This is a genomic window from Nitrospirillum iridis (genome assembly GCF_014205765.1).
GTDB classification, from domain to species: domain Bacteria; phylum Pseudomonadota; class Alphaproteobacteria; order Azospirillales; family Azospirillaceae; genus Nitrospirillum; species Nitrospirillum iridis.
Map to the genome: position 1 here is coordinate 178,745 of NZ_JACIIZ010000014.1, position 15,228 is coordinate 193,972.

Annotated in this window: 12 protein-coding genes, 2 tRNA genes and 1 riboswitch; of the genes, 4 read left to right on the forward strand and 10 right to left on the reverse strand. The window is 67.7% G+C overall.

What is annotated here, in order from left to right; translation table 11 throughout:
• Nucleotides 1-258 precede the first annotated feature (258 nt).
• Entirely contained in the window at nucleotides 259-1,950 is a 1,692-nt protein-coding gene (locus FHS74_RS22690; RefSeq protein WP_184805653.1) for a methyl-accepting chemotaxis protein, read from the forward strand.
• A 318-nt stretch (nucleotides 1,951-2,268) separates the two neighbouring features.
• Here the strand turns inward: FHS74_RS22690 and FHS74_RS22695 are convergent, their stop codons facing one another.
• The 5 genes from FHS74_RS22695 to FHS74_RS22715 all read right to left on the reverse strand — a co-directional run bounded on the left by FHS74_RS22695 (nucleotide 2,269) and on the right by FHS74_RS22715 (nucleotide 6,403).
• On the reverse strand, nucleotides 2,269-2,841 hold the full coding sequence (locus FHS74_RS22695; protein WP_184805655.1) for a hypothetical protein: 573 nt from the start codon (nucleotides 2,839-2,841) through the stop codon (nucleotides 2,269-2,271).
• The gene (locus FHS74_RS22700; protein WP_184805657.1) at nucleotides 2,828-3,475 is read right to left on the reverse strand and encodes a hypothetical protein; all 648 of its coding nucleotides are present in this window, start codon (nucleotides 3,473-3,475) and stop codon (nucleotides 2,828-2,830) included. The genes FHS74_RS22695 and FHS74_RS22700 overlap by 14 nt, the downstream gene beginning before the upstream one ends.
• Nucleotides 3,476-3,642: 167 nt before the next feature.
• A complete protein-coding gene (locus tag FHS74_RS22705) occupies nucleotides 3,643-4,710 on the reverse strand; it encodes a threonine aldolase family protein (protein WP_184805659.1) in 1,068 nt (355 codons plus the stop codon).
• A 55-nt stretch (nucleotides 4,711-4,765) separates the two neighbouring features.
• Nucleotides 4,766-4,874: riboswitch (SAM-I-IV-variant riboswitch) on the reverse strand.
• A 132-nt stretch (nucleotides 4,875-5,006) separates the two neighbouring features.
• Complete coding sequence (locus tag FHS74_RS22710) at nucleotides 5,007-5,783, reverse strand: hypothetical protein (RefSeq protein ID WP_184805661.1); 777 nt, start codon at nucleotides 5,781-5,783, stop codon at nucleotides 5,007-5,009.
• The gene (locus tag FHS74_RS22715; RefSeq protein WP_184805663.1) at nucleotides 5,783-6,403 is read right to left on the reverse strand and encodes a hypothetical protein; all 621 of its coding nucleotides are present in this window, start codon (nucleotides 6,401-6,403) and stop codon (nucleotides 5,783-5,785) included. Before FHS74_RS22715 ends, FHS74_RS22710 begins: the two co-directional genes overlap by 1 nt.
• Before the next feature lie 244 nt (nucleotides 6,404-6,647).
• Here FHS74_RS22715 and pepN point away from each other — a divergent pair, with 244 nt between their 5' ends.
• Together pepN and FHS74_RS22725 are read left to right on the forward strand one after the other, a co-directional pair.
• Entirely contained in the window at nucleotides 6,648-9,383 is a 2,736-nt protein-coding gene (pepN, locus tag FHS74_RS22720; protein ID WP_184805667.1) for an aminopeptidase N, read from the forward strand.
• Nucleotides 9,384-9,498: 115 nt separating this feature from the next.
• A complete protein-coding gene (locus tag FHS74_RS22725) occupies nucleotides 9,499-10,029 on the forward strand; it encodes a hypothetical protein (RefSeq protein ID WP_184805669.1) in 531 nt (176 codons plus the stop codon).
• 58 nt (nucleotides 10,030-10,087) lie between these two features.
• On the opposite strand, the gene FHS74_RS22730 is transcribed toward FHS74_RS22725, so the two are convergent.
• From FHS74_RS22730 to FHS74_RS22740, 3 genes are all read right to left on the reverse strand, one after another.
• Nucleotides 10,088-10,699, reverse strand: coding sequence for a YajG family lipoprotein (locus FHS74_RS22730; protein WP_184805672.1), 612 nt, complete (start codon nucleotides 10,697-10,699; stop codon nucleotides 10,088-10,090).
• Between the two features lie 259 nt (nucleotides 10,700-10,958).
• Nucleotides 10,959-11,837 (reverse strand): universal stress protein, encoded by an 879-nt coding sequence (locus FHS74_RS22735; RefSeq protein WP_184805675.1) that lies wholly within the window; start codon nucleotides 11,835-11,837, stop codon nucleotides 10,959-10,961.
• 131 nt (nucleotides 11,838-11,968) lie between these two features.
• The gene (locus tag FHS74_RS22740) at nucleotides 11,969-13,567 is read right to left on the reverse strand and encodes a bifunctional aminoglycoside phosphotransferase/ATP-binding protein (RefSeq protein WP_184805777.1); all 1,599 of its coding nucleotides are present in this window, start codon (nucleotides 13,565-13,567) and stop codon (nucleotides 11,969-11,971) included.
• Between the two features lie 415 nt (nucleotides 13,568-13,982).
• On the opposite strand from FHS74_RS22740, the gene FHS74_RS22745 reads away from it, so the two are divergent.
• A complete protein-coding gene (locus tag FHS74_RS22745) occupies nucleotides 13,983-14,516 on the forward strand; it encodes an acyloxyacyl hydrolase (protein ID WP_184805678.1) in 534 nt (177 codons plus the stop codon).
• A gap of 186 nt (nucleotides 14,517-14,702) precedes the next feature.
• Here the strand turns inward: FHS74_RS22745 and FHS74_RS22750 are convergent.
• Both FHS74_RS22750 and FHS74_RS22755 read right to left on the reverse strand, forming a co-directional pair.
• Nucleotides 14,703-14,778 (reverse strand) — tRNA-Lys (locus tag FHS74_RS22750).
• Nucleotides 14,779-15,040: 262 nt separating this feature from the next.
• Nucleotides 15,041-15,116: transfer RNA gene (locus FHS74_RS22755), tRNA-Lys, on the reverse strand.
• Nucleotides 15,117-15,228 lie beyond the last annotated feature (112 nt).

A 15,228-nucleotide genomic window follows, 5' to 3' on the forward strand; every position in this document is an offset into this window, starting at 1 on the left:
ATTACCCCCCAGAAGGCCCGATGATCACTTTTGATCACAAATGATGGATCACCATCCTATCCTTTTGGACAAGATATACTTCAGTTTTGCAGACGAACCTTTGATCAGCGCCGCGCCGCGCTCAAACTATACGGAAGATCAGCGCCAACGCCGCCGCCATTACTTCATCTTCCCGGCCACGCTAACGTCTGCTTAATCAATCCGCGTCATGGTGTCGCAGTCCGGACATAAATCCGCCGCTGGAATTGGGAGACACTGATGATCCGCTGGTTCGCTAATTTGAAGCTTATTGTGAAGCTGGCCATTCCCCTGTGCCTGATCGCGGCGGTGGCCGTGGTGATCGTCATCATGGCCCGCAACGGCCTGAACGAGCTGAACGACGCCACCAACCATGTCATTGAGGTCGACGCGCGCCGCCAGGCGCTGGCGCTGGAGACGCAAGGCCTGCTGAATGGCGCCACCGTCGACGCCAAGAACATGATCCTGGTGGAAAGCGACTTCAGCAAATTCGAGAAAACCTATCGCGAAAAGATCGCCAAGGCCCAGGGCAACGTCGACACGCTGATCAGCCTGGCCGACACGCCGGAACGCCGGGCCATCAACCAGAACCTGAAGCAGGTGCTGGAGGCGTACATCGCCGCAAATGAACCCTCGGTCGAGGCGGCACGGCGTAACGACGACGCCACCGCCGCCAAAATCTCCATGGGCACCGCCCGCGATGCCCGCGTCGCCATGATGGACGCCCTGCAGAAGCGGGTGGAGGCCAATGGTGCGGCCATGGACAAGGCCAAGGTCGACACCGACGTCATTACCGACAACGTCAGCCACACCCTGATGGTTCTGGCCGTCGTCAGCCTGACCGCCAGCTTCGGCCTGATGGCCGCCATCGTCATCTTCCTGACCGTCCGCCCCATCAACCGTATCACCACCGCCATGACCGCCATCGCCGACGGCAAGCTGGAGACCGAAGTGACGGGTGCCGACCGCCGGGACGAGGTGGGCGCCGTGGCCAAGGCCCTGCTGATCTTCAAGGACAACGCCCTGGCCGTGCGCCGGCTGGAGGCGGAGCAGGCGGGTGCCAAGGCCCGCGCCGAGGCGGAGAAGCGCCAGGCCATGGAACGGCTGGCCGGCGATTTCGAGCGCACAGTCATGGGCGTGGTGAATGGTGTCACGACCTCCTCCACCGAAATGCAGCAGGCGGCGCAGTCCCTGTCCGCCACGGCCGAACAGACGACCCGCCAGGTGACCTCGGCCGCCAGCGCGGTGGAACAGGCGTCGCAGAGCGTGCACACCGTGGCCGCCGCCGCGGAGGAACTGAGCGCCTCGATCAATGAGATCGGCCAGCAGGTGGCCCGGTCCACCGCCATCGCCGGCGGCGCCGTCGACGAGGCCCAGCGGACCCAGGCCAAGGTCGAGTCCCTGGTGCAGGCCGCCAACCGCATCGGCGAGGTCATGACCCTGATCTCCACCATCGCCGGCCAGACCAACCTGTTGGCGCTGAACGCCACCATCGAGGCGGCGCGGGCCGGTGACGCCGGCAAGGGCTTCGCCGTCGTGGCCAGCGAGGTGAAGAGCCTGGCCAACCAGACGGCCAAGGCGACGGAGGAGATTTCGGCCCAGATCAGCGCCATCCAGGCCGCCACCGGCGACACCGCCGCCTCCATCAGCGCCATCGCCGGCACCATCACCCAGATCAATGAGATCGCCAGCGCCATCGCCTCGGCGGTGGAGGAGCAGGGGGCCGCCACGCGGGAAATCGCCAGCAACGTGCAGCAGGCCGCCGTGGGCACCACCGAGATCGCGTCGAACATCACCGGCGTCACCGAAGCGGCGGTGCACACCGGTGGGGCGGCCGATCAGATGCTGGGCACGGCGGGCCGCCTGTCCAGCGACGCCGGCGCCCTGCGCACGCAGGTCGACAACTTCCTGTCGGTGCTGCGCGCCGCCTGACATCGCCATCCACCCACGGTCAGGGAAAGGGGCCCGGCTGGCAACAGCCGGGCCCTTCGTCTTTTCAGGCCTCGCCACCGGCGCGCACGGTCGGACGGTCGCATCGGAGCCATGAGCCATGCGCCGGAACGCGACACCCCCGGCACGAGATTCTGACTCGTGCCGCTGCGGCCCGCCACGGCGGGCGCCGGAGCTTGCGGGGGTGCGGAGCGGACTGGAAGGCGAGGAGGCCAAGCGACCGCATGGTGGCACCCGGCGATTGAGGGTCGTCTTGCGGGCGGGGACCTGATCGTTGACAGGCACCAAGCGGCGCCCGGATCAGGGCTGGTTGGCGCCACCCAGGTTGGTGACGGCCATGTCCACTTCCTCCAGATCGACGGGGGTGATGTCGATGACCAGATGGGTGGCGGGCGGGAAGCGGACCGCCAGACGGTTGCGGAAGTCCTTGGGACCCGCGGCGTAGCCATGAACGGCGCGGGAGCCGCCACGACCGGCGCGTCCCCCGTCCACCAGGCAAACCTGCGCCTCGAACAGGGTGTCGCCGCGCGACCAGGCTTGCGAGAACAGGTTCAGATGACGGGGAATCACCTGCTGCAGCACATCGCGGCTGGCCTGCATCTCGGCGGCGCGAGCGGTGATGTCCTCAAGCTCGCCATCCAGTTCCTGCAGGGCGGTGCGTAGTTCGCCTTCCTGTTGCCGCGCCTGCCGCAGAAGGAAGGCGGCCTGGTTCCGCTGTTCCAGCACCGCGGACACCCGGCGTTCCGTCTTGCGGATTTCCCCGATCAGCCGCTTCAGCGACCACGCCATGGCAGCACCACCCAGCGCCAAGGCGCCGACATGCAGCGGATTGGGGTTGGCGTAGGCCTCAGCGAAGGCGTCAATCAGCCGCATGGTCGCGTCTCCGGTGCTGGGACGGGGTCGCCTGGTTGGCGGCGGCCCCTTGCGGGCCGGCGGAGGGTGCCGCCCCCTGCACCGGCCGCAGATTGGTGACGGTGAAGCCGTCGGCCAAACTGAATTCCTGCTGCAAGCCGGTGCGCGCCTCCATCTCCGTCCGGGCCCAGATGCGGGCGCGATGGAGATGCCGCCAGAGCGGGCAGATGCTCTCCATCCCCGCGATCACGCCGTTCTTCAAGGCGCTGTTGGTGATGTCGGCGGAATAGAGCGTCTGGCCGGTGGCGGTGGGGCCGCCCAGATCGTGCCAAACCTCAACCCGGCGGCTTTCAAACTGCTCACGCTCCGCCTCCAGCCGCTGCAACGTGCTGGTCTCGCGAAAGCGCATGGCGATGCGCTGATCGCGCACGCGGCCCGCCTCGCGGTTGGCGGCCATCACCTTTTCCGCTTGGCGCCTGATCTGCTGGATTTCGGCCTTGGTCTTGGCATGGCGGGCGATCCATTCGTACACGTCGCCGATAACGAACCGCAGCAGTTCCAGCACAACCACGGCCGCCAGGGTGCCGCCCACGATGGTCAAGACGACCAGATCCGGCTTGTCGATCTGCACCACGCCCCCAAGGAAGTGTAACAACAGGGCTTACGAGTGAACGGCTATATCGCTTGGATAAGCGCTCTTGAGTTGTACGGTGAATTGGCTGTTAACAGGCGGGAAAAACAACGCACCTGCGTATGTCTTCCGTATAGGTGGGAATGGCCGGGCCCATGGCCCGGCCGTGCGGCGGCGGCACCCAGAGCGGGTCACGCCGCCTGGGTGTGGGCGACCTCCTTGATATCGGCGACCAATTGATCCACCCGTTCCGGCTGGGTGTCCCAGGCGAACATGAAGCGGGCGCCGCCACCGATGAAGGTGTAGAAGCGCCAACCCCGTGCGCGCAGGCCGTCCAGCACGGCCGCCGGCGCCGTCAGGAAGACGGCGTTGGCCTGGACCGGGAACATCGGCGCCACCCCCGGCACCCCGTCCAGCCCCGCCAGCAGCCGCTGGGCCCCGGCATTGGCGTGGGCAGCGTTGCGCAGCCAAGCGCCGCCTTCCAGCATCCGCACCCAGGGGGCGGACAGGAAGCGCATCTTGGACGCCAGCTGGCCCGCCTGCTTGCAGCGATAGTCGAAATCCTCCGCCAGCGCCCTGTCGAAGAACAGGATGGCCTCGCCCACCGCCATGCCGTTCTTGGTGCCGCCGAAGCACAGCACGTCCACGCCGGCCCCCCAGGTCATCTCCGCCGGGGTGCAGCCCAGGCTGGCGCAGGCGTTGGCGAACCGCGCGCCGTCCATGTGCAGGCGCAGGCCCAATTCCCGGCAGACGGCGGAAATGGCCCGGATTTCCTCCAGGCTGTAGACCTGCCCCGTCTCCGTCGGCTGGGTGATGGTGACCGCGCGCGGCTTGGGGAAATGGATGTCCGACCGGCCGGTGGCCAGCGCCCGGATGGCGTCCGGCGTCAGCTTGCCATCGGCCGTCTGGGCCACCAGCAGCTTGGATCCGTTGGAGAAGAACTCCGGCGCGCCGCACTCATCCGTTTCCACGTGGGCGGACGCGGAACAGATGACGCTGTGGTACGACTGGCATAGCGAGGCCAGGGCCAGCGAATTGGCCGCCGTGCCGTTGAAGGCGAAGAAGACGTCGCACGGCGTGCCGAACAACTGGCGGAAGGCGTCGGCGGCGCGGGCCGTCCACACATCCTCGCCATAGGCCGCGGCATGGCCGCTGTTGGCCTCCGCCATGGCGGCCCAGGCCTCGGGACAGACACCGGAATAATTGTCGCTGGCGAACTGCTGCGCCGCGAACTGAGCTTGAGGCGTATCGGATATCATCTGGAAGGCAACCCTTGTGTCTCGTGTCTCGATCAAGAGCGAAACGGACATGTGGCTGCTTCCCGTTCATTGCCGGATGGGCCACATCCTTCCCCTGGGGGAAGCGCCACCTTGCCGGGTAAGCAGGTTGGCGTTGAGCGTCAGCTCAACTCTTGATGCATGGGCAAGCACATACCCCGGGGGCGGCCCCGGCGCAAGAAGCAGATGCGGCCGGCCGGACATGGGTGACTTTCCGGGGACGGGGTCCTGAGGGGCCGCATGGATGGGCGGGGACGGCGTGACCGGCCGCCGGGACATCAACCGCCGATGGCCGGGGCGGGCGACAGGGAAAGACGTCGCCCGGCGGGGGCCGGGGTCATCGCCGGCGGGCGCACCGGCAGGGGCTTGGGCCCCACCGGCGAGTCCGCCAGGCCTGGTTCCGCCTGGCTGGAGTCCCCTGGGCCGGAGTCCCCTGCGCCGGTGTCCGCCGCGATCAGATCGACCAGCGCCTCGTCCTCGCCCGGGGGGGTCGCCATCGCCGCGCCGGCCGGGGACGCCTCATCCTCCACCAGCGCGATGGGCAGGACAGAGCTGATGACATAGCCGGCGCCGGCCGACAGGCGGTTGGTGACCATGGCGCGGAAATCGGCCTCCGTCGGGGCATAGCCGTGGATCAATCCCGCTTCCGCCATGCCACCCTGCGGGCGGCCGACCTGGCGCGGGGCCACGGTGGTGCGCAGATGCGCCTCGAACAAATGATCGCCCGGGGCCCACTCAAGGGCGACCAGGTTCAAGGGCCGGGGGGCGGTCTGGCGCAGCACTGCCATACGGTGTTGCACCTCGTCCGTCCGGCGGGCGATCTCGCGCAGCGCCTCTTCCCCCTCCTCCAGGGCCTTGGCCAGCTGTTCCTCCTGCTGGCGGGCCACCCGCAGGTCGGCGGCCACCTCGTTCTTCTCGTCCACCGTCGCGGCGATCCGCCGTTCCGTCTCGCGAATGCGCGCCAGGATGCGGCGCCCGGAGAGGACCAGGAAGACGCCGCCCACGGCCAGGATGATGAAGACCATGAAGTTGAGGTTGCTGTACCCGCCGCTCATCACCGCACCATGCGCCGATGGGGCCTGACCATGCGGGCCTGCGCCGGCGACCGGCCGGCGGCCGCGGCCTCCGCCACCGCCTTGAAGCCCTGGGCGGCCCGCAGGTTGTTGATGGTGAAGCCGTCCTTGGGGCTGAAGACCAGCAGCAGGCGGGAGCGCGCCTGGCGCTCATTGCCGGCCCAGACCCGCACCCGGTGGGTGTAGCGCCAGACCGGGCAGATTTCCTCCGCCCCCGCCGCCGCCCGCTCCGTCAGGCTGCGGTTGGTGAGATCGGCCAGATAGAGCTGGTCGTCCAAGGTGGCGTCACCCACCTCGTGCCACACCTCCACCCGGCGGCGCTCCAATTCCTCACATTCCTGTTCCATCCGGTGCAGGATGGTGTTCAGGCGGAACCGCTCGGCGTTGCGCCGGTCCCTCAAGGCGGCATTGGCCCGGTTCAGGGCCCACAGCTGCTCCGTCGTCCGGCGGGTCTGGTGGATCTCATACTTGATCTGCCGGTATTTGGCCGCCCATTCGTAGATGTCAGTGATCACCAGGCGCAGCACTTCCAGCAGCGCGATGGCGGCCAGGACGGCGCCCGCGACGGCCAAGACCACCAGATCCGACTGCGCAACGTGCACTGGCCCCTCTGACCCTGACATACCTCTATCGCTGGTGCCCAAAGGATACAGCCTAAGGCCGTAGGCGGCCCGGGGAAAATAACCGCCTAAGCCATCAGAACAGTTCCCCTGCCCAAGCGGAGAAGGCAGACGAGGGTTGCGGATGCCGGCCGGCGCGGGGAAACGGGGTTGGCGGTCCCGCCCACCGTCCCCTATCCTGCCCGGAAGCGCCATTGCCCCCCCGCCGCACACGGAACCCCCGCCCATGGACAGCCGCCAGGATACGGCCACCCCCCACGCCATCCACCTTCGCGACCACACGCCGCCGGCGTGGCTGATCGACACGGTGGACCTGCATGTCGACCTGCGGGAGGAAGCGGCCACCGTCCGCGCCACGCTCGCCGTCCGCCGCAATCCCAACGCCCAGGGGCCCAACGCCCAGGGGCCCAACACCCCGGGCCCCAACACCCAGGGCCCCGCCACCGCGCTGGTTCTGGACGGGCAGGAGCTGGAGTTGCTGGCCGTGCGGGTGGACAACCGCCTGCTGGGTCCCGACGACTACACCCTGACGCCGGACCGCCTGACCCTCACGGGCCTGCCGGACGCCGCCACGGTGGAGATCACCACCCGTACCCGGCCACAGGACAACACGGCGCTGGAGGGGCTGTACAAGTCCTCCGGCAACTATTGCACCCAGTGCGAGGCCGAGGGCTTCCGCAAGATCACCTATTTCCTGGACCGGCCGGACGTGATGGCCCGGTACACCACCACCATCGAAGCGGAACAGGCGCGCTATCCCGTGCTGCTGTCCAACGGCAACCTGACCGCCAGCGGCGCCAGCGCCACGGAACCCGGCCGCCACTGGGCGCGGTGGGAGGACCCCTGGCCCAAGCCCTGCTATCTGTTCGCCCTGGTCGCCGGGTCCTTGGTGCATATCGAGGACCGCTTCACCACCCGCTCGGGCCGCGCCGTCACCCTGCGCATCTATGTGGAGCCGGGCAACGAGGCCAAGTGCGGCCACGCCATGGAATCGCTGAAGAAATCCATGAAGTGGGACGAGGACGTCTATGGCCTGGAATATGATCTGGACATCTTCAACATCGTCGCCGTGTCGGACTTCAACATGGGGGCGATGGAGAACAAGAGCCTGAACGTCTTCAACACCAAATACATCCTGGCCCAGCCGGAGACCGCCACCGACACCGACTTCCTCGGCATCGAGACGGTGGTGGCGCATGAATATTTCCATAACTGGACGGGCAACCGCGTCACCTGCCGCGACTGGTTCCAGCTGAGCCTGAAGGAAGGCCTGACCGTCTTCCGCGACCAGGAATTCTCCGCCGACATGAACTCCGCCCCGGTGAAGCGCATCCAGGATGTGCAGCGCCTGCGCCAGGTGCAGTTCATCGAGGATTCCGGCCCCACCGCCCATTCCGTGCGACCGGAAAGCTATATCGAGATCAGCAACTTCTACACCCCCACCGTCTATGAGAAGGGGGCGGAGGTGTTGCGCCTGTACCGCACCCTGCTGGGGGCCGCGGGGTATCGCAAGGGCATCGACCTCTATTTCGCCCGCCATGACGGCCAGGCGGTGACCACCGACGACTTCCTGGCCGCCTTGGTGGAGGCCAATGGCGCCCAGGTGACGGACCCGCTGTGGGCGCAGTTCCAGCGCTGGTACACCCAGGCGGGCACCCCCACCGTGTCAGGCGAGGGCCGGCACGACGCCGCCACGGGGACCTATGCCCTGACCCTGCGCCAGACGGTGCCGGCCACGCCGGGCCAGCCGGACAAGCTGCCCATGGTCATCCCCGTGACCCTGGGCCTGGTGGGCCCGGATGGCCGCGACCTGCCCCTGACGCTGGAAGGCGAGCCGGAAGGCGCGACGGGTGCCGGCGCCACCACCCGCACGCTGGCCTTGACGGCGGCGGAACAGACCTTCCGTTTCACCGGCGTGGCCCAGCCGCCCGTGCCCTCCCTGCTGCGGGGGTTCTCCGCCCCCGTGCGCCTGGCCTTCACCCAGGACGACGCGGCGCTGACCTTCCTGATGGCCCATGACAGCGACCCGTTCAACCGGTGGGAAGCGGGCCAGACCCTGGCAACCCGCCTGATCCTGGCCGATGTGGACGCCCGCGCCCAGGGGGGGACCGCCGCCCCGCCCCAGGCCTACATCGACGCCACCGCCCAGACCCTGGCGCGTGGCGGCGAGGACCGGGCCTTCGCCGCCCTGGCCCTAGCCCTGCCGACGGAAGCCTATCTCGGCCAACAGCGGCCGCTGGTCGATGTGGACGGCATCCATGCCGCCCGCCAGGCCTTGCGCCGCGCATTGGCGACGGCGCTGAACGGCGCCTTCCTCAAGACCTATGACGGCAACCGCACCGACGGCGCCTTCACCATCACGCCCGAAGCCATGGGGCGACGGGCGCTGAAGAACGCGGCGCTGGCCTATCTGATGGCGCTGGACGACGCCCCCGCCCGCGCCCTGTGCCTGGCGCAGTACCAGGGTGCCGCGACCATGACGGACGCCATCGCGGCGTTGGCCCTGATCGCCGACAGCGACATGGCGGAGCGGGCCGACTGCCTGGCCCATTTCGCCGACCGCTGGAAGGGCGAGGCGCTGGTGATGGACAAATGGTTCGCCGTGCAGGCGCTGAGCGACCGGCCGGACACGCTGGAGCGGGTGCGGGCCCTGCTGGACCACCCGTCCTTTTCCATCCGCAATCCCAACAAGGTCTACGCCCTGGTGGGCAGCTTCGCCGCCAACCCGTCCAAGTTCCACGCGGCGGATGGCGCCGGCTACGCCTTCCTGGCCGACACGGTGCTGACCCTGGACAAGCTGAACCCGCAGGTGGCCAGCCGCATGGTCAAGCCGCTGGCCCGCTGGCGCCCCTACGATTCCATCCGCCAGCAACACGCCCGCGCGGCCCTGGAACGCATCGTGGGTACCGCCGGCCTGTCGCGCGATGTCTATGAGATCGCGTCGAAGAGTTTGGCGGGCTGAAAAAAGACAAGGCGCAAGGTGCGCCGCATCATCAATACTGATGCGGCGTTTCTTTTATTTTATTAATTCACACGCAAGACAACTGAATATATGGTGTGGGGATTATTTTACCCCCATGATGGACGCCATGACATTCATGAACATAAAGGCGCTGGCGCCACTTCCTTTTCTTCTGGTCCCCCTGCTCGCCGGTTGCGTTCCCTACAGCAGCAGCGAAGCGGTGAAAGCCTTGCCCGCTGACGTTTCCCGTGACAGCCACGTCTCCGACATCGAATTCAAAGCCTTGCCACCGGACGCCTCGCCCGAGTTCAAGGGCAAGCTGGAACTGGCTCTGCACAGCGAACTGGCGAAGTGCGCCAAGGGGAGCCGCCCGCTGCGCATGGAGGTCCGTGTCGCCCGCTTCCATGGTGAGAACGCGGGCAGAGCCGTTCTGCTCGGCGATTCCAACATCGTTCGCGGTTCGATCCAGCTGGTCGACCCCGCGACCGGCACACTGGCCGGCGACTACGACATCAACCGGTCGGTTGGCGCCGCCGGGGTGCTCGGAGCCATCGGCTTGAGTGGGGCCGAGGGTCAAATGGCTCAGGCTTTCGCCACCCAGGTCTGTGAGCAGGCCTTCAAGGCCGAACCGAAGAAGGACCATTGAGTGGAAACCGGCGGAGGCAAAGCCTGACCGCCGGTCACCACACCGTCTGATCCCGCGGTCAGCTCGTGGGGCTGGCCGTCGTGGCGGGAGCTGACACCACGGGTGCCGGCTTGCCGGTCAGCGTGGCGACGAACGCCGGGTCAGCGAACATCTTGGCAACCGCGTCGTTCAGGGCGCTGGCGACGGTTTCCGCCGCGTTGGAGCCATTGGCCATCAGGATGGTCTTCTTGGCCGTGCCGGCATAGGTCTGGGAATAGGCGGCGCCGCCGCCCACGGAAATGGTCAGGTTCACGTCGCCCGTGGCGGTGCCGGAGAAAACGCCGGCGCCATACTGGTTGTAGAACTGGTTGATGGAAACCGTGACCGGACGGCCACCAGCCTGGACATGGAAACCGCGCGCCTCCAGTTCCGTCTTGAGCGCGTCGGTCACGATGGACGGCACGTCCTTGTCGGAGCGGATGGCAGCCATCTCCGTACCGAAGCCGTTGATCTTGGCCGAAATACGGTTCCGGTCGCTCGTCCGGGCGTCCACCACGGTCAGCCCCACCGGTTTAGCGTCGGCGACCGCGACGGCGTGGGTGGGCACGTATTTCACGGTCGCCACGTCTTCACTCAGCGCGCAACCAGCCAACATCGAAATCGCCACCAGCGCAGCGAAGGCCCTGATCATCAACTAACCCCCATCTCTTGTGCGGATCGCCCATCTGACGGACCGCTCTAATCCTTCAGGGGTATGTCAAGGAGGAGGGAGAAGGCAATAATGCGTTGCATTAATGCGTTAATGGTCTGCCCTTCGGCGCGATAACTACTTTGGTAGTCGCGCCCCACAGCCCTTTGTTTCAGCAGATAGAAAGGCGGCATCCCGTCCACTGGCGACGCATGATGGGATCATGCCCTTCGCCCATCGCGACAGAATGCCGCACCCCGGTTCAATGGGCCAGCAGCACCGGGATGGCCGCGTTGTAGAGGACGTGGCGGGTGACGCCGCCCAGGATCATTTCGCGCAAGCGGCTATGGCCGTAGCCGCCCAGCACCAGCAGGTCGGCGCCGGCCGCCCCGGCCGTGGTCAGCAGCGTGGCCCCCACCGGCTGGCCCGCGCCGGCCGGCTGGCGCACCTGCGCCTTGATGCCGCGCCACGCCAGGTAATCCGCCAGATCGCGCCCCGCGGCTCCCCGGGTCTTGGAGGTTTCCACCGCGATGACGGTCACCGTCTCCGCCGCCGCCAGCAGCGGCAGGGACTGCACAACGGCCTGGGTGGATTCGCGGCTGCCGTTCCAGGCGACAGCGACATGCCGGCCCAGGACACCGCCGGGCGCGAAGGTCTTGGGCACCACCAGCAAAGGCCGGGCGCTGTCCAGCAGGATGGCTTCCAGCATCAGCAGCGCCTCGCCACCCGCCGCCTCATCAACCTGGGTCATGACGCTGACGTCCGCCAGGCGGGCCTCGCATACGGCGGTATCCTCCTGGTTGCCCAGCGCCTCACGGAATTCGCCGGTCAGGCCGCCCGGGCCCGGCGCCTGGTCGGCGGGGGTGGCCCGCGCCGCCGCCATGGCGGCGTCGAAGGCCTGGCGTGCCCGGGTGCGATGATTGGCCGATTCCTGTTCCACCATGGCCATGATCTGCTCGACCAGGGGGCCCGACACGCCCTCACCCAGCGCGGGCACGGCCTCCCGCGGGTCGGGGTTGGGCACCAGGGCCAGGATGTGGGCCCCGCCCTCAACCGGCGATGCCAGCGCGAAGGCCGCCGCCAGCGCCGCGCGATCACCGCCGCCACCGGTCAGCACCGTCAGGATTTTGCGATAGGACATGGCCTGGTTCTCTCCTCGTCTCACAGCGCCCATAGGGCCGGAACATCGTGGAGAAGCTTCACCGTTCGGGCGGGCGCCCGCATTGACGTGCCTCAAGGGTCGCCCGATGGGTGGCAACGGCGGGGCGGCGGTCAGGCGTCCGGCCGCCAGGGCTCCGGCCGCGCCAGCTGGCTCAGCAGGCGGCGGGCGACATCCGCCGCCGAGCCCAGCACCGACAGGATGTCCCAGCGCATCTCCCCCAGGCCACGGGCACCCGTCTCCCCCCTGCCCCGGGCCCCCTCCGCCGGGTGCTGCTGGTTCAGCACCAGCCACAGGCCCAGAAAGGGCACGGGTGCTGCATGGGCCACCGCCTCGATATCCATCCGCTGGTCCGGCCGGGCGTAGACGGCGTCGGCGACAACCGCGTGCCCGGCCTCCAGCACCAGGCCGGCACGACCGGCCATCTCGCCATAGACACGGGCGGTCACCGCCTCGCTATACCCGGATGCCGCCAGATCGCCGTCCTCCGGCGCATCCAGCAGGCGGCGGCGCAAGGCTTCGGATTGCAGGATGACGGCGCCGGGGATGGGGCCGATCTCCGGCGCCAGCATGCGGGCCAGCGTCGACTTGCCGGTGCCGGGCAGGCCACCGATGGCGATCAGCCGGGGCTGCCGGGGACTGAGGACGGACAGCGCCAAATCCAGATATGCCGCCGCCTCCCGCCGGAAGGACGCGCCCGCGCCCACCGGCCGCCGCGCCGCCGTGCTGGCCGTCATATGGGCGCGCATGGCGGCGCACAGGCTGATGAAAAGGGGCAGCAGGGCCAGGCCCGCGAAATCACCGGTCTGCTCCAGATAGCGGTTCAGCACCACGTTGGCCAAAGGCCGCAGGCGCCGATGCTCCAGATCCATCAGCAGGAAGGCCAGGTCATGGAAGACGTCGATGACCACCGGGCCACCCCCGGCCGTCCCGGCATGGTCTGAGAGCGGGGCACCCGACCGTGGCTCGTCAGCATCCAGCAGGATGGCGGCGCCAAACAGCGTGGGCCGGCCCCCCCAGAGGCAGATGTTGCCCAACTGCAGGTCGCCATGACAGGGCCGGACATAGCCGGAGCGCCGGCGCCGGTCGATCAGCCATTCCTGCCGCGCCACGGTGGCCATCAGACCCTGTTCAAGGCGGTCCAGCGAGGGCGCGTCGAACAGGTCCGGATGCTGGCGCAAGGCGCCGAGACAGCCAGCGACCGCCGCCCGCACCGCCTCCACCCCGCCAGCCGGCGCCCGACCGGGAGGGTGGGGTGCCTCGTCCTGCGCCGCCTCATGCAAGGCGGCCACGGCGTCGGCCACCGCCCGCATACCCTCCCGGGTCAACAGCCCGGCCTCCGCCTGACGATCGAACAAGCTGGATTCGGGGAAGCGGCGCATGACCACCACCCAATCCACCGCCGCCGTGTCAGTGGTGGCCCCGGCGGGCGCCAGCGCCAGGTGACCCTGGGGCTCCGGCAGCACCGCCAGCACCCCCTCGTACAGGCCGGGCGCCGTACGCCGGTTGACGGCGACCTCGGCCAACGCCACCCGGCGGCGACGGTCGGGCGTGGACAGGTCGAGATGGGGGAACTGGACGGCCCGGCGCACCTTGTAGGCGCGGTCGCCGGCCAGGAAGATGATGGCGCCGTCGGTATCGATTCGGTCCACCGGCAAACCCTGGTGGGTCGCCGGATCGCCCAGCAGGGCGACCGTGGCGGCCTGGTCCATGAAGGACGGGTTCGCGGGCGCCGGACATACATCCATGCCCTTATTTTACCGGCGTTTTATGACAGGCCGTCGAGTCACCCGCGCATTTTCACGAGACAGGGCGCCACGGCGCGCATCGGCCTTGCGGCCTATGCCGCTGACATCGTGCGCCCGCGAAACCATATGGGTTTGGGCAATGCGCCCATGCGGCGGCATTTCATGAAATCGTAACCGGCTGGGGGCATAAAGCGGCTGCCCGGCCTGGAATGAGGCCTTGCGCGTGTGAAGGTCCCCCGCCCGGACGCCTGCTTGTCGCATATGCGCAACAGTTGGCGGCTATGCGAGGCAAAAGGTAGCGGGGGGCGCTTTGGTCGTTGAGTTGCCTGGCCTATTCGGGAATCATCCGGAAAACTTCTTATTAAGGATCGCGGTCGTGATGCGGCGTCTTCTCAAGTCCACGGTATTGGCGTTGGGGCTGATTTCAGCCGCGGCACCGGCCTTCGCCGAGGACACCCCGAGCTTCCTCAGCCTCGGCATCGGCGCGTATGACGTGCTGCGTACCGGCCCGAAGCACAACACGACCGACTATCGCGTCGAATATCGCCCCAGCACGTCCCTGTTCTCGACCAGCTGGATGCGCATCAGCCCGTGGGTGGGTGGTGAGTTCACCGGCCAAGGTGCCGCCTATGGCGTCGGCGGCATCCTGTTCGACATCCCGCTGGGGAATTCGATCGATTTCACGCCCAACTTCGGCGTCGGCGTCTACGGCACCGGCAGCGGCAAGAACCTGGGCAGCTGGGTGGAATTCCGCTCCACCGCCGAAATCTCGTACAAGTTCGAGAATCAGAGCCGCCTGGGCCTGTCCTTCGGCCACATCTCCAACGCCGGCATCGGCGACGTGAACCCCGGTTCCGAGATCGTGACCCTGTACTACCACATCCCGACCGCCTGGCTGTTCGGCGGCTGGTAAGCCGGCGACAGCCTGAAAACAGTGCGGTGATGACCAGGGCGCCTTCGGGCGCCCTTTTCGTTTGCCGTCGCTGCCGTGGCGCGGGCGCCAACGCACGGCCGCCCTGGCCGCGCCCAAGCGAAAACGCCCTCGGTCCCGGCGGGACAGGGCGACTGGTGACAGATGATCTAATGGGATGGAGAGGAGTGGTGGGTGTACAAGGACTCGAACCTTGGGCCCGCTGATTAAGAGTCAGCTGCTCTACCAACTGAGCTATACACCCGCCCCTCAGAGCCGCCGCCGTGGCGCCGGCCGCCGGGTCTTGCGTCCCGGTGAGGGCGGCTTTTTAGCGCCCCAGCACCAGCTTGTCGACAGAAAAATGACAGGAAAAACGCCCCCGTGCCCAGCACCGCCGAATAGCACCCATGCGGGTGCCAAACCGTCCCAAACGAAGCCGGCCGTCAGGACCCGGCCGCCTCACGACATGACAAAGACCCGATCTTCGCAGATCGGGCGTCAACTTCAGATTTTCTGGAAAAGAGGAGTGGTGGGTGTACAAGGACTCGAACCTTGGGCCCGCTGATTAAGAGTCAGCTGCTCTACCAACTGAGCTATACACCCGCCCCTCAGAGCCGCCGCCGTGGCGCCGGCCGCCGGGTCTTGCGTCCCGGTGAGGGCGGTTTCATACGGTGATAGGCGGCGCTTGTCGACAGAAAAATGCAGGGTCGCCCCG